The 12,379-nt window shown below is 72.2% G+C and carries 14 protein-coding genes and 1 pseudogene; 7 read left to right on the forward strand and 8 right to left on the reverse strand.

All coding sequences use genetic code 11. The annotated features are described in order from the left end of the window. A partial coding sequence (locus Q7T52_RS11360; RefSeq protein ID WP_304802527.1) for an SDR family NAD(P)-dependent oxidoreductase occupies positions 1-304 on the reverse strand: 304 nt, incomplete at its 3' end. Positions 305-318: 14 nt separating this feature from the next. Here Q7T52_RS11360 and Q7T52_RS11365 point away from each other — a divergent pair. Further along, entirely contained in the window at positions 319-1,215 is an 897-nt protein-coding gene (locus Q7T52_RS11365) for an alpha/beta hydrolase (RefSeq protein WP_304802529.1), read from the forward strand. Here the strand turns inward: Q7T52_RS11365 and Q7T52_RS11370 are convergent, their stop codons facing one another. Genes Q7T52_RS11370 through Q7T52_RS11380 form a run of 3 tightly spaced genes read right to left on the reverse strand, consistent with a single transcriptional unit; the run spans position 1,216 to position 4,719 of the window. Continuing rightward, positions 1,216-2,763 (reverse strand): long-chain fatty acid--CoA ligase, encoded by a 1,548-nt coding sequence (locus Q7T52_RS11370; RefSeq protein WP_304802531.1) that lies wholly within the window; start codon positions 2,761-2,763, stop codon positions 1,216-1,218. A 4-nt stretch (positions 2,764-2,767) separates the two neighbouring features. After that, positions 2,768-3,913: a DUF5938 domain-containing protein gene (locus tag Q7T52_RS11375; RefSeq protein ID WP_304802533.1), complete on the reverse strand. Its 1,146-nt coding sequence runs from the start codon at positions 3,911-3,913 to the stop codon at positions 2,768-2,770. A gap of 2 nt (positions 3,914-3,915) precedes the next feature. Further along, positions 3,916-4,719, reverse strand: a complete 804-nt coding sequence (locus tag Q7T52_RS11380; protein ID WP_304802535.1) for an SDR family NAD(P)-dependent oxidoreductase — start codon at positions 4,717-4,719, stop codon at positions 3,916-3,918. 136 nt (positions 4,720-4,855) lie between these two features. Between Q7T52_RS11380 and Q7T52_RS11385 the strand changes: the two genes are divergently transcribed. Continuing rightward, positions 4,856-5,485 (forward strand): TetR/AcrR family transcriptional regulator, encoded by a 630-nt coding sequence (locus tag Q7T52_RS11385; RefSeq protein WP_304802537.1) that lies wholly within the window; start codon positions 4,856-4,858, stop codon positions 5,483-5,485. On the opposite strand, the gene Q7T52_RS11390 is transcribed toward Q7T52_RS11385, so the two are convergent. From Q7T52_RS11390 to Q7T52_RS11400, 3 genes are read right to left on the reverse strand one after another with little or no spacing between them, the layout of a single operon-like run. Next, a complete protein-coding gene (locus tag Q7T52_RS11390) occupies positions 5,482-5,904 on the reverse strand; it encodes an arsenate reductase ArsC (protein WP_304802539.1) in 423 nt (140 codons plus the stop codon). The genes Q7T52_RS11385 and Q7T52_RS11390 overlap by 4 nt on opposite strands. Further along, positions 5,897-6,556, reverse strand: a complete 660-nt coding sequence (locus Q7T52_RS11395) for an aquaporin (RefSeq protein WP_304802541.1) — start codon at positions 6,554-6,556, stop codon at positions 5,897-5,899. The genes Q7T52_RS11390 and Q7T52_RS11395 overlap by 8 nt, the downstream gene beginning before the upstream one ends. Continuing rightward, on the reverse strand, positions 6,553-6,909 hold the full coding sequence (locus Q7T52_RS11400; protein WP_304802543.1) for a helix-turn-helix transcriptional regulator: 357 nt from the start codon (positions 6,907-6,909) through the stop codon (positions 6,553-6,555). The genes Q7T52_RS11395 and Q7T52_RS11400 overlap by 4 nt, the downstream gene beginning before the upstream one ends. Before the next feature lie 79 nt (positions 6,910-6,988). On the opposite strand from Q7T52_RS11400, the gene Q7T52_RS11405 reads away from it, so the two are divergent. Then, on the forward strand, positions 6,989-7,390 hold the full coding sequence (locus Q7T52_RS11405) for an ArsI/CadI family heavy metal resistance metalloenzyme (RefSeq protein ID WP_304802545.1): 402 nt from the start codon (positions 6,989-6,991) through the stop codon (positions 7,388-7,390). A gap of 6 nt (positions 7,391-7,396) precedes the next feature. On the opposite strand, the gene Q7T52_RS11410 is transcribed toward Q7T52_RS11405, so the two are convergent. Beyond that, positions 7,397-7,867, reverse strand: coding sequence for a glyoxalase/bleomycin resistance/extradiol dioxygenase family protein (locus Q7T52_RS11410; RefSeq protein ID WP_304802547.1), 471 nt, complete (start codon positions 7,865-7,867; stop codon positions 7,397-7,399). A 164-nt stretch (positions 7,868-8,031) separates the two neighbouring features. On the opposite strand from Q7T52_RS11410, the gene leuS reads away from it, so the two are divergent. The 4 genes and pseudogenes from leuS to Q7T52_RS11430 form a co-directional block, all read left to right on the forward strand. After that, positions 8,032-10,533, forward strand: coding sequence for a leucine--tRNA ligase (gene leuS, locus Q7T52_RS11415; protein ID WP_304802549.1), 2,502 nt, complete (start codon positions 8,032-8,034; stop codon positions 10,531-10,533). Further along, the gene (locus tag Q7T52_RS11420; protein WP_304802551.1) at positions 10,520-10,849 is read left to right on the forward strand and encodes a hypothetical protein; all 330 of its coding nucleotides are present in this window, start codon (positions 10,520-10,522) and stop codon (positions 10,847-10,849) included. The genes leuS and Q7T52_RS11420 overlap by 14 nt, the downstream gene beginning before the upstream one ends. A gap of 9 nt (positions 10,850-10,858) precedes the next feature. Beyond that, entirely contained in the window at positions 10,859-11,764 is a 906-nt protein-coding gene (locus Q7T52_RS11425) for a DegV family protein (protein WP_304802553.1), read from the forward strand. Positions 11,765-12,056: 292 nt separating this feature from the next. Next, positions 12,057-12,379, forward strand: a pseudogene (locus Q7T52_RS11430) (hypothetical protein); the annotation flags it as partial.

Genomic DNA, 12,379 nt, shown 5'->3' on the forward strand with positions numbered 1-12,379 from the left:
CCGCGGTGCCGATGCCGGCGTTGTTGACCAGGATGTCGACCCTGCCGAACTCCTCCATCGCCAGGGCGACCAGGTTGCTGCACGACTCGGGGTCGGCGACGTCGGTGGCGACGGTCAGCGCACGACGGCCGACGGCCTCGACGAGCTTGGCGGTGTCGGCCAGGCGGTCGACGCGGCGGGCGCCGAGCGCGAGGTCGGCGCCGGCCTCGGCCAGGCCCTGGGCGAACGCGACGCCGAGGCCGCTCGAGGCACCGGTGACGACGGCGACCTTGCCGTCGAGGCGGAACATGTCGTTGACAGTCATGCTGTGATCGTAGGGTGCCTGCCACCCGGACCGACCTCGATGTCACCAGCCACGGCGTCCGCCTGGCCGCGTGGCACTACCCCGCCGCCTCTGACGCGTGGACGACACCCGCCGGGCGGCCGGTCGTCGTCATGGCGCACGGCTTCGGCGCCACCAAGGACGCGGGGCTGACGCCCTTCGCCGAGCGGTTCGCCGCAGCTGGCGCCGACGTGGTCGTCTTCGACTACCGCGGCTTCGGCACCTCCGACGGCACTCCCCGCCAGTCGGTCGACCACCGCCGGCACCGTGAGGACTACGTCGCCGTGGTGGCTCACGTGCGGTCGATGGCCGGCATCGACCCCGACCGGGTGGTGCTGTGGGGGTCGTCGTACTCCGGCGGGCACGTGGTCGCCGTCGCCGCCGGCGACCCGCGCGTCGCCGCCGTCGTCTCCCAGGGCGCCGCCATGGACGGGCTCGCAGCCGTCCTCGAGATCCGCCGGTACGCCGGCCTGCGCCAGCTCCTCCGGCTGACGGCCCACGCGCTGCGCGGGGTGGTGCAGCGCGGCCACACGCTGCCGATCGTCGGCCCTCCGGGGTCCCTCGCGGCGATCACGTCGCACGACGGCCAGGCGGGTTACGAGCTGATCATGGGCCCGACGTTCCGCAACGAGATGGTGGCCCGCGGGATCATCCCGATCCTGCTCAACCGGCCGGTCGCCTCGGCCGCCAGGGTGACGGCGCCCCTCATGCTGGTCGTCGCCACGCACGACACGATCGCCCCGCCATCGGCCGTCGAGGCCGTGGCGCGCAAGGCGGGCGGCCCGGTCGAGGTGCTCCGCCTCGACGTCGGCCACTTCGCGATCTACGAGGGTGAGCCGTTCGCCGAGTCCGTCGCGGCGCAGGTGGCGTTCCTGGGCTCGGTGCTGGGCTGATCAGCCGCGCAGCCGCTCCTTGATGTCGGTCTTGAGGACCTTGCCGACCTTGGAGCGCGGCAGGTCGTCCCAGACCTCGACCTGCTTGGGTGACTTGACGCTGCCGAGGCGCTCCTTGACGAACGCCTTGAGCGCGGCTGGGTCGATCGTGGCTCCGCCCCGCGCCTGCACGACGGCCACGACCCGCTCGCCCCACGTGTCGTCCGGCAGGCCGATCACCGCGCAGTCCTGCACGTCGGGGTGGGCCATCACGGCCTGCTCGACCTCGGTCGAGTAGACGTTGAACCCGCCGGTGATGACCATGTCCTTGGCCCGGTCGACGATGAAGAGGTAGCCGTCGGGGTCGAGGTAGCCGATGTCGCCGGTGTGGTGCCAGCCGTGTGCCGAGGCCGCCGCCGTGGCCTCCGGGTCGCCGAGGTAGCCGGCCATCACCAGCGAGGACCGGACGACGATCTCGCCCGTCTCGCCGGTCGGCAGCAGCGTGCCGTCCTCGGCCATGATGGAGACCGTCACCAACGGAGCCGGACGCCCCGCTGATGACAGCCGTTCGAGGGCGATGCTCCCGTCGGGACGGAAGTGCTCGCGGGGGGAGAGCGTCGAGATCATCATCGGCGCCTCGGTCTGGCCGAAGAGCTGCGCCATCACCGGTCCGATCCGGGTGAGCGCCTCCTCGAGGCGGGCCGCCGACATCGGGGCCGCGCCGTACCAGAAGCACTGCAGGCTGGAGAGATCAGTGCTCTCGAGCCGCTCGTGCGCCAGCACCATGTAGATCAGCGTCGGGGGCAGGAACGTGTGCGTGACGCGGTGACGCTCGACGTGGTCGAGGAAGCCACCGACGTCGGGTGAGCGCATGACGACCACCTCGCCGCCGCGCGCCAGCACGGGGAAGCAGAGCACGCCCGCCGCGTGGGTGAGCGGCGCCAGGGCGAGGTAGACGGGCCGGCCCTCCCACGGATAGCTCATCAACGTGATGGCGCTCATCGTCTCGAGGTTGTGGTGGGTGAGCATGACCCCCTTGGGCCGCCCGGTCGTGCCGCCGGTGCCGACGACCATCGCGACGTCGTCGACCGGGGACGGGTCGGGTCCGGGGACGCCGCGGTCGAGGAACTCGTCCCAGCCCAGGGCGAAGTCGACGTCACCAGCCTCCGCGTCGAGGCAGACCAGCGTCGTCAGGCCGGGGAGGTCGCCGCGGATCTGGTCGACCAGCGGCGCGAACGACGCCTGGAAGACGAGAGCGGTGCACTCGAAGAGGGCGAGGAGGTCGCGGTTCTCGGCGGCCTCGTTGCGCGGGTTGATCGGGCACCACACGGCGGCGGCGCGGTTGATGCCGAACACCGTGGTGAACGCGACCGGGTCGTTGGCCGAGAGGATGGCGACCTTGTCGCCGGGTGCGACGCCGCGGGCGACCAGGGCCGCCGAGATGCGGGAGCTGAGCTCCCGCACCTCGGCGTAGGTGCTGCTGGCCGGCCCGTCCGGCCCGTCGGTCGTCAGGCAGGGGGCGTCCGGCCCGGTCGACCAGCCCTTGTCGAGGTAGTCGACGAGCCGCACCGGGTCAGCTCTCGACCGTGAGGACGGGCTCGGAGACGAGGCCGAAGGAGCGAAGGACGCCCAGCAGCTCGCGGTGGCCGAACGCCTGGCAGCCCGACGCGAACCCGACCCGCCTGGGCGGCTGCTGGAGCAGCGCGTAGGCGGCGTAGGCCTGCAGCAGCCCGGTCTGCTTGTAGTTCTGGTTGCCGTGGATGACGCAGTGCGCGCGACCGAGCGGGCCGGAGGCGTGCACCGAGTCGAGCGACTTGTTGAGCCGGGGGTTCTCGCGCGGCGGCATCTCGCTCATCACCGTGGCCGCGGCGGCGGCCAGGGCGAGGTACTTCTCGTCGGCGTCCATGCCCTCGGTGGCGGCGATGGCGCCCGCGACGATCTGGGGCACGGCGAGCATGAGACCGCGGTTGAAGACCCCGCCGAGCGCCTTGACGTTGGCGACGCGGGGGTCCTTGCGGTACCAGACCGGGTGGGACGTGCCGCCCCACGGCAGCGCGAGGGCGACCTCGTGCTGGCCGGGGATCACGAGCTGCGTGTGACCGCCGTCGGGGTCGAACGGGACGTAGGCGTTCTGCTCGAGGTAGTGCGCCCCCGACAGGGCGGCGTTGAAGAGGATCGTCTGGGTGGAGGCGATCGTCGGGCTGCCACCCCAGAACACCGCGATGTCGAGGGTGTCGAGGCCCGGCCTCTCGAGCGCGACCTCGGCCGCGATCTCGCCGGTGGTGTACATCTGCGCGATGCCGGGGGCGAGCAGCAGGCCGGCGGCAGCGAAGTCGGCGCCGTACTTCTCGTCGCAGGTGATCAGCCAGTCCTGCTCACCGGTCGTGTCGGTGTAGTGGGCGCCGGTCGCGAGGCAGGCCTCGACGACCTCGGGACCCCACTTGCTGAACGGGCCGACCGTGTTGAGGACGACCTGGGCGCCGGTGAAGAGCTCGGTCAGGGAGGCGACGTCGTGGGTGACCTCGACGACCTCGTAGTCGGCGGTCTCGATGCCGGCGACGTTGCGGTCCATCGAGGCCTGGAGCTTGGCCCCGTCGCGGCCGGCGGCGACGAACGGGACGCCGTACTCCCGGAGGTACTCGCAGATGAGGCGGCCGGTGTAGCCGGAGGCGCCGTAGACGACGACGGGCTTCTGGGTGGTGTCGGGTGAGGTCGTCACGGTCACATCCCCATCCCGCCGTCGACCGACAGGCCGGTGCCGGTGACGAAGCGGGCGGCGTCGGAGGCCAGGAACACGACGGCGTCGGCCATGTCGCCGACCTCGCCGAGGCGGCCCAGCGGCGTCTGCTCGATCACGGCTCCGACGGCGGCGTCGGGCGACTCGAACAGCCCGAGCGCGGCCATGTCGACGGCCAGGCCCTGGCCCATCGCCGTGGGGACGAGGCCGGGGTAGATGCAGTTGACGCGGACGCCGTAGCCGAGCTTGCCGGCCTCCATCGCCGCGACGCGGGTCAGCCGGTCGACCGCCGACTTGGTCGCGGAGTAGATGGGGATGCCGGGGAACGCGATGGTCGCGGCCACCGAGGAGATGTTGATGATGCTGCCGCCGTGGCCCGCGGCGCCCTCGGGGCGCATGGTCCGCAGGCCGTGCTTAATGCCGAGCGCGGTGCCGAGCACGTTGACGTCGAGCATGGTGCGCACGTCGGCGGGGTCGATGTCGGCGATCAGGCTGCTGATCTCGACGCCGGCGTTGTTGACCAGGATGTCGAGCCGACCGGTGCGCTCGACGGCGGCGGTGACGGCCGCCTCCCACGAGGACTCGTCGGTGACGTCGAGGTGGACCGCGCTGTGGCTGCGGCCGTCGGCGCCGAGCGACTCGGCGACCTTGCCCGCGAGCTCGTCCTGCAGGTCGCCGATCACGACGGTGGCCCCGGCGACGGCGAGGGCCTGCGCCATCCCCTCCCCGAGGCCTTGGGCGCCGCCGGTCACCAGGGCGGTGCGTCCGGTCAGGTCGAACACGGTCATGCGGTCTCCTCGAGCGTCGTCGGTCGGGTACGTCGGGTTGTGGGGGCGGTCACAACGTGCCCGGTTGTCTGGACGACTGTCAAGAGATTCCTTGACACTCGTCCAGGGAATTCAGGATCTGTGACACGATGACGCCATGACCGAGACCCGCGTGGCGCGCCGCGCCCCGGCCGACAAGCACGACGCGCGCCGCAACGAGCTGGCCGAGTCGGCGCTGCGGACCCTCGGCGAGCTCGGCTACGCGCGGGCGAGCCTGCGCGAGATCGCCAACAACTCCGAGTTCAGCCACGGCGTGGTCCACTACTACTTCCAGGACAAGCTCGAGCTGATCGTCTACTGCGTGCGCTACTACAAGGCCCAGTGCGTGACCCGCTACGACTCGGTCGTCGACGACGCGACGACCCCCGACGGTCTGCTCGACGCGTTCGCCGCCAAGCTCGTCGAGACGCTGCGCGACGAGGCGCCGATGCACCGCCTCTGGTACGACCTGCGCACCCAGAGCATGTTCGAGGACGGCCTGCGCGAGGCCGTCACGCTCATCGACTCCACGCTCGAGGAGATGATCTGGCGCGTCGTCTCCCGCTACGCCGAGCTCGCCGGCCGCTCGGTCGCGCTGACCCCCGCCGCGGCCTACGGCGTGCTCGACGGGCTCTTCCAGCAGGCTCTGCTCGCGCACCAGACCGGCGACCCGGCCGCGGCCCGGCGTGTGCTCGACGACCTCGTCGTCCAGGTGCACGCGCTGATGCCGCTGATGCTCGCGGCCTAGCCGGCCACCAGGTCCGAGAGCAGTGCTCTGACCCGCTGGTCGATGTCGTCGCGGATGGGCCTGACCGCGCCGGCGCCCCGGCCCGCGGGGTCCTCGAGCGCCCAGTCCTCGTAGCGCTTGCCGGGAAAGATCGGGCAGGCGTCGCCGCAGCCCATCGTGACGACCACGTCGGAGGCCGCGACGTCGTCCGTGGCGAGCAGGGTCGGCACCGCTCGGGACACGTCGAGGCCCAGCTCGGCCATCACCTCGACGACCGCCGGGTTGACCGTGTCGGCCGGTGCGGAGCCGGCGGACAGCACCCTCACGCGACCCGCGGCGTGGTGGTCGAGCAGCGCCGCCGCCATCTGGGAGCGGCCGGCGTTGTGGACGCAGACGAACAGGACGGTCGGAACGGTCGAAACGGTTGGGACATCAGGCACGGGCAGGAGTCCTCTCGAAGAGCCAGGCGGCGGTGACGGCGGCGAGCGTGGCGCCGACGAGCTGGGCGAGCAGGAACGCCGGGACCGACGACGGCGCGATACCGGCAAACGTGTCGGAGAAGGTGCGTGCGAGCGTGACCGCCGGGTTGGCGAAGCTCGTCGAGCTGGTGAACCAGTACGCCGCGGTGACGTACGACGCCACGACCACCGCCACCCGGTCGGGCGCGCAGCCCCGCACGAGCACCACCAGTCCCGCCGTCGCCACGACCTCCGCGAGCAGGTGTGCGGGCGAGGCCCGGGTGGTCGCGGCGACCGAGACGGCGTCGAGGTCGTACATCAGGTTGGCCACGACGGCACCGGCCACCCCGCCGGAGACCTGCGCGACGACGAGCGCCCCGGCGTCGCGACCGGTGATCTCACGGTGCGCCAGCGCGACCAGCGTCACGACCGGGTTGAACGCCGCGGAGACCGGCTGCAGCACGGTGATCAGGGCCAGCAGGGCCGCTCCGGTGACGAGGCTAGTGACCAGCAGCTGCAACCCGGGCTGGCCGGGGGACAGGCGCGTGGCCGCGACCCCTGACCCGACGACGGCGGCGACGAGGGCCGCCGTGCCGATGCTCTCGGCGACCACGCGGCGGGGGAGGTCGCTCACCCGGCGACGCCCGTGAGCAGGGCGCCCAGGTCGGCGACCGCGGACGGCACGACCCGGTAGTAGACCCACACGCCACGCTTCTCGCGGTCGAGCAGCCCGACGTCGTGGAGCACCTTGAGGTGGTGGCTGATGGTCGGCTGGGAGAGGTCGAACGCGTCGTGCAGGTCGCAGACGCAGGCCTCGCCGTCGGCGTGGGACGCGACGATCGACAGCAGGCGCAGGCGTACAGGGTCGCCGATCGCCTTGAGGAGCGGGGCGATCCGGCCGGCCTGGTCGGCGCTCAGCGGCTCCTGGGCGAGCGGCGAGCAGCAGGCGACGGTCTCGACCGGCGTCAGGGTCAAGGACTTCGACATGTGTCAATATTGACAGGTATCTATGTCTGGGGCAAGGTCGGACATCGACAAGTGTCGATATCTACCGTCTGGAGGATCCATGTCTCGCATCCAGCTCGCCCTTGACGTCGACGACCTCGAGGCCTCGATCGCCTTCTACAGCAAGCTGCTGGGTGTCGAGCCGGCCAAGGTCAGGCCGGGCTACGCCAACTTCGCCGTGGTGGACCCGCCGCTCAAGCTCGTGCTCCTGGAGAACCCCGGCCGTGGCGGGTCGCTCAACCACCTCGGGATCGAGGTCGCCGACACCGCCGAGGTCGACGCCGTCCAGGCCCGGCTCAGCGGCACCGGGGTTGATTCGTCCGACGAGCGCGACACGACCTGCTGCTACGCCCGCCAGGACAAGTTCTGGGTCGACGAGACCCCCGACGGGGAGCGGTGGGAGGTCTACACCGTCCTGGCGGACAGCCCGACGTCCGCCCCCGAGGCGGCCTGCTGCTCCTGACGGGTGTCAGGCTCGGCGGCGCATCTCGGTGTCGAGCGAGCTCTCGTACGCCGCCACGACCGTGACCGCGTCGGCGTCCGACAGCCGTCGCAGCAGCTCGTCGACAGGGACGTCATCGACCTGCTGCTCGAGCCACCACAGGTTGCCCCACGGGTCGAGGACCCGCGCGCCGACGACGCCCTGCGGCAGCGGCGTGGGCGGGGTGACGACGCGGCCGCCCGCGGCCTCGGTGGCCGCGACGACGACCTCGAGGTCGTCGACCCGGACGCGGAGCAGGGTCGGCTGCGGCGTCCAGCCCTCGTGGGCGTCCATCACGACCAGGGTCGTGCCGCCGACGACGGTCTCGGCGTGGCCCACGCGCCCGTCCGGACCCGGTGCGCGGCCGACCTCCTGCGCGCCGAGCACGTCGGTCAGGAACGAGAGCAGGCCGTCGGCGTCCGACGCGACGATCCAGGGGGAGATGGCAGTGACAACCATGTGGAGAGGTTAGGTCGACGCGCGGTAAGGTGTCGTCCGTGAGCACCCACACCCTGCTTCTTGGACAGCCGCGCTGATCACCTGTTGATCGCGCGGCCACCCCTCCATGCGAGGGGTTTTTTCATGTCCGGACCAGGCAAGAGGCAGACGAGCAGGAGCAGACGATGAGCGAGCAAGGCACAGCGGGCACCGAGGGGACGGCCGACGCGGCGACGTACGACGTCCCGTCCGTCGAGCGGAAGTGGCAGCAGGTGTGGGCCGAGACCGAGCCCTTCCGCGCCGACGACGAATCGCCCAAGGAGAAGCGCTACGCGCTCACGATGTTCCCCTACCCGAGCGGTGACCTGCACATGGGTCATGCCGAGGTGTTCGCGCTGCACGACGTGATCGCGCGCTACTGGCGCTTCCGCGGCTTCGAGGTGCTGAACCCGATGGGCTGGGACTCCTTCGGGCTGCCCGCCGAGAACGCTGCCATCCGCAACGACGAGCACCCGGCGACCTACACCTACGCCAACATCGAGACCCAGGCCGCGTCGATGAAGAACTACGGCCTGGCCTTCGACTGGTCGCGCCGACTGCACACGTCCGACCCGGACTACTACCGCTGGACCCAGTGGCTGTTCCTGAAGTTCCGTGAGCGCGGGCTGGCCTACCGCAAGAACAGCCCGGTCAACTGGTGCCCCAACGACCAGACGGTGCTGGCCAACGAGCAGGTCGTCGACGGTGCCTGCGAGCGCTGTGGGGCCGTGGTCACCAAGCGCGACCTGACCCAGTGGTACTTCAAGATCACCGACTACGCCCAGGAGCTGCTGGACGGCCTGGAGGTGCTGGCCCCGACGTGGCCCGACCGCGTCATCAACGCCCAGCGCAACTGGATCGGCCGCTCCGAGGGCGCGCACGTCGACTTCGTCGTCGAGGGCCGCGAGGAGCCGCTGACCGTCTACACGACCCGTCCCGACACGCTGTTCGGGGCGACGTTCATGGTGGTCGCGGCCGACGCCGCGCTGGCGGGCGAGCTGGTCAGCGACGCCCAGCGGCCGGCCTACGAGGCCTACCTGGAGTCGGTGCGCACGGCCTCCGACATCGACCGGCTGGCGACCGACCGGCCCAAGACCGGCGTCGACCTGGGCGTCACCGCGACCAACCCGGTGACCGGCACGACGATCCCGGTCTATGCCTCCGACTACGTGCTGGCCGACTACGGCACCGGCGCGATCATGGCCGTCCCCGGCCAGGACCAGCGCGACTGGGACTTCGCGGCCGTGTTCGGCCTGCCGGTGATCAGGACGGTGCAGCCGGGCGAGGGCTGGGAGGCCGACGGCGGTGAGGCCTTCACCGGCGGCGGGCCGGCGATCAACTCGGCCAACGAGGAGATCTCGGTCGACGGGATGGAGATCCCCGAGGCCAAGTCGACGGTCATCACGTGGCTGGAGTCGAAGGGCACCGGTCGCGGCACCGTGAACTTCCGGCTGCGCGACTGGCTGCTGAGCCGCCAGCGCTACTGGGGCGTGCCGATCCCGGTCATCCACTGCCCCACGTGCGGCGAGGTCGACGTACCCCTGGACCAGCTGCCCGTCGAGCTGCCCGAGCTGCGCGGTGCCGACCTGAAGCCCAAGGGCACCTCGCCGCTGGCCGCGGCCGAGGACTGGGTCAACGTCGACTGCCCGTCGTGCGGTGGCCCGGCCAAGCGCGACAGCGACACCATGGACACGTTCGTCGACTCGTCCTGGTACTTCCTGCGGTTCACCTCGCCGGGCTACGCCGACGGTCCGTTCGACCCGGCCCGGGCCAACGCCTGGATGCCCGCCGACATCTACATCGGCGGCGTCGAGCACGCCGTCCTGCACCTGCTCTACGCGCGCTTCTTCACGATGGTGCTGCACGACATGGGGCTGCTGGAGACGGCCGAGCCCTTCGCGGCGCAGCTCAACCAGGGCTTCGTCATCAACCAGGGTAAGAAGATGAGCAAGTCGCTGGGCAACGGCGTCAGCCTGGGCGAGCAGCTGACCGCCTTCGGGGTCGACGCCGTGCGACTGACGCTGATCTTCGCCGGCCCGCCCGAGGACGACATCGACTGGGCCGAGATGAGCCCGGCCGGGTCGTTGAAGTTCCTGCAGCGGGCGTGGCGGCTGAGCAACGACGTCGCGTCGGCGGCGGGGGTCGACGTCACGACCGGTGACGTCGCGCTGCGGCGGGTCACCCACCGGGTGGTCGCCGACGCCGAGACGCTGGTCGAGAGCCACCGGTTCAACGTGATGGTCGCCCGCACCATGGAGCTGGTCAACGCCACCCGCAAGGCGATCGACTCCGGCGTCGGCGGGGGAGACCCCGCCGTGCGCGAGGCCACCGAGGCGGTCGCGATGCTGCTGTCGATGGTCGCGCCCTACGTCGCCGAGGAGATGTGGGAGACGCTGGGGCACGCCCCGTCCGTCGCCCACGCCGCCTGGCCGGTCGTCGACCCGGCACTGCTGGTCGAGGAGTCGGTCACCGCGGTCGTGCAGATCCAGGGCAAGGTGCGGGCGCGGCTCGAGGTCGACCCCGGGATCAGTGCGGCCGACCTGGAGGCGCTGGCCCTGGCCGACGCGTCGGTGGTGACGGCGATCGCCGGGCGCGAGGTGCGCAAGGTGATCGTCCGCGAGCCCAAGCTGGTCAATGTCGTCGTCTGACGGGTCTGCTGGCGCGACGGCGGAGCGGTTCCTGGTCGGCTTCCACGTGCGGCGGCACTTCGGCGGACCCGGTCACCTCGAGGTGGCGCCGGGCGCGCTCGTCCTCACGGACCGGCGCGGCCGGCGCTCGGTGCGACACGTCGGGCTCGTCGTACGGCTGGAGCGCAAGCGGTGGGAGCCGCCCGGCACCAACCGGTGGCTCGAGGTCACCGACGGCGAGACGACGGCCTGGGCGACGATGGGCCGCCGTCGGGAGGCGCGGGTCGTCGCCGTCCTCGAGGCGGCCGGGTTCAGCGTCGAGCCCGCCAGACCTTAGAGTCCCGCCATGCCATCCCCGCCGGCCCCGCCGGCCCCGCCGGCCCGCTCGGTCGCCGTCGTGACCGACTCGACGGCGAGCCTGCCGCCCGAGCTCGCGGCGGAGCGCGGCATCACCGTCGTGCCGCTGCAGGTCGTGATCGGCGCCGACGCCTACGACGAGGGTTCCGACGAGGCGACGCCCGAGGCGGTCGCGACGGCCCTGCGTGACTTCCGTCCCGTGAGCACCTCCCGTCCGGCCCCGGCCGTGCTGCGCGAGGTCTACGAGCAGCTGGCCGCCGAGGGCGCCGACGAGATCGTGTCGGTGCACCTGTCGGGCGACATGAGCGGCACCTACGAGTCGGCCCAGGTCGCCTCCCGCGACGCCTCGGTCCCGGTGGTGTGCGTCGACAGCCGTCAGGTCGGCGTGGCCACCGGGTACGCCGCCCTCGCGGCCGCGCAGGCGGTCGCGGCCGGGGCGACGGCCGAGGAGGCCGGTGCGGCTGCGACCCACCGGGCCTCCCTGTGCGAGTCCTACTTCTACGTCGACACGCTCGAGTACCTCCGCCGCGGTGGCCGCATCGGCGCCGCCGCCGCCCTGCTCGGCGGGGCCCTCGCGGTCAAGCCGCTGCTGACCATCGACGGCGGCATCGTCTCCTCGCTCGAGCGGGTGCGGACCTCGAGCAAGGCGCTGGCCCGGCTCGAGGAGCTCGCCGTCGCGGCCGCCGGCGACGACCAGGTCGACCTCTGCGTCGCCCACCTGGCCAGCCCCGACCGGGCCGCCCAGCTGGCCGAGTCGCTGGGTGCGCGGCTCGCCGACCAGCTCGACGGGCGCGAGGTCTGGTGCGCCGAGGTGGGTGCCGTCCTGGGCGCGCACGTGGGGCCGGGGATGATCGCCGTCTGCGTCGCACCCCGGTTGATGGTCGACGTCGACTGACCGAGCCGGCTCGTCGGCCGTGGGCAGCCCTCCCTGACAGCCGGGGACTTCGACCCTTGTCAGGGGTTGCAACCCCTGACAACGGTAGGAACCCCCGGCCGGCCGGGGAATCCGCAGCCCGGCCCCGGACCGCCCCCGCTGACGCCGTTGAGGCCCCGACGGGGCTCGAAGTCCGCGCCGGGGCTGTGGAAACGACCAGGAGTCGTCCACAGGGCAGGGTCGGGACGGGGTTCTCCACAGGCCGCCAGCGCCCGGGCGTGGAGCGTGGGCCGACCTGCCTACCGTCCTCGGCATGCGCAGCCGACGAACCAGCCCCGAGCACCAGGAAGCCGTGTCCCGACGCCTCGCGCTCCTCTCCGAGCAGCTCGCCGCCGCCCGCGAGGAGGCGCCGGCCGTCGGTGACGAGTGGTGGGGCGGGCACACCCGGGTGGCGCCGGTCCGGCCCCCGCTCCACGTGGTGCCCGAGACGTGGGACGAGCCCCGGCCACCACCCGAGCCCGAGCCCAGGCCCGGGCCGCCTCCGCCACCGCCCTCGGCGCCCGCGCCCTGGGACGCGCCCACCGTGGGCGGCCCCGGGCCGGTGGTGGTGCCCGATCCGGGCCGTCACGCCGACCG

It is taken from the genome of Nocardioides sp., from assembly GCF_030655615.1.
Taxonomy (GTDB): domain Bacteria; phylum Actinomycetota; class Actinomycetes; order Propionibacteriales; family Nocardioidaceae; genus Nocardioides.

Bases quoted from the DNA above. Each gene is read 5' to 3' on its own strand.
- Q7T52_RS11425 (WP_304802553.1), top strand. From the start codon at position 10,859: ATGCCATCCCCGCCGGCCCCGCCGGCCCCGCCGGCCCGCTCGGTCGCC.
- Q7T52_RS11380 (WP_304802535.1), bottom strand. From the start codon at position 4,719: ATGACCGTGTTCGACCTGACCGGACGCACCGCCCTGGTGACCGGCGGC.
- Q7T52_RS11400 (WP_304802543.1), bottom strand. From the start codon at position 6,909: ATGTCGAAGTCCTTGACCCTGACGCCGGTCGAGACCGTCGCCTGCTGC.
- Q7T52_RS11420 (WP_304802551.1), top strand. From the start codon at position 10,520: ATGTCGTCGTCTGACGGGTCTGCTGGCGCGACGGCGGAGCGGTTCCTG.
- leuS (WP_304802549.1), top strand. From the start codon at position 8,032: ATGAGCGAGCAAGGCACAGCGGGCACCGAGGGGACGGCCGACGCGGCG.
- Q7T52_RS11385 (WP_304802537.1), top strand. From the start codon at position 4,856: ATGACCGAGACCCGCGTGGCGCGCCGCGCCCCGGCCGACAAGCACGAC.
- Q7T52_RS11405 (WP_304802545.1), top strand. From the start codon at position 6,989: ATGTCTCGCATCCAGCTCGCCCTTGACGTCGACGACCTCGAGGCCTCG.
- Q7T52_RS11410 (WP_304802547.1), bottom strand. From the start codon at position 7,867: ATGGTTGTCACTGCCATCTCCCCCTGGATCGTCGCGTCGGACGCCGAC.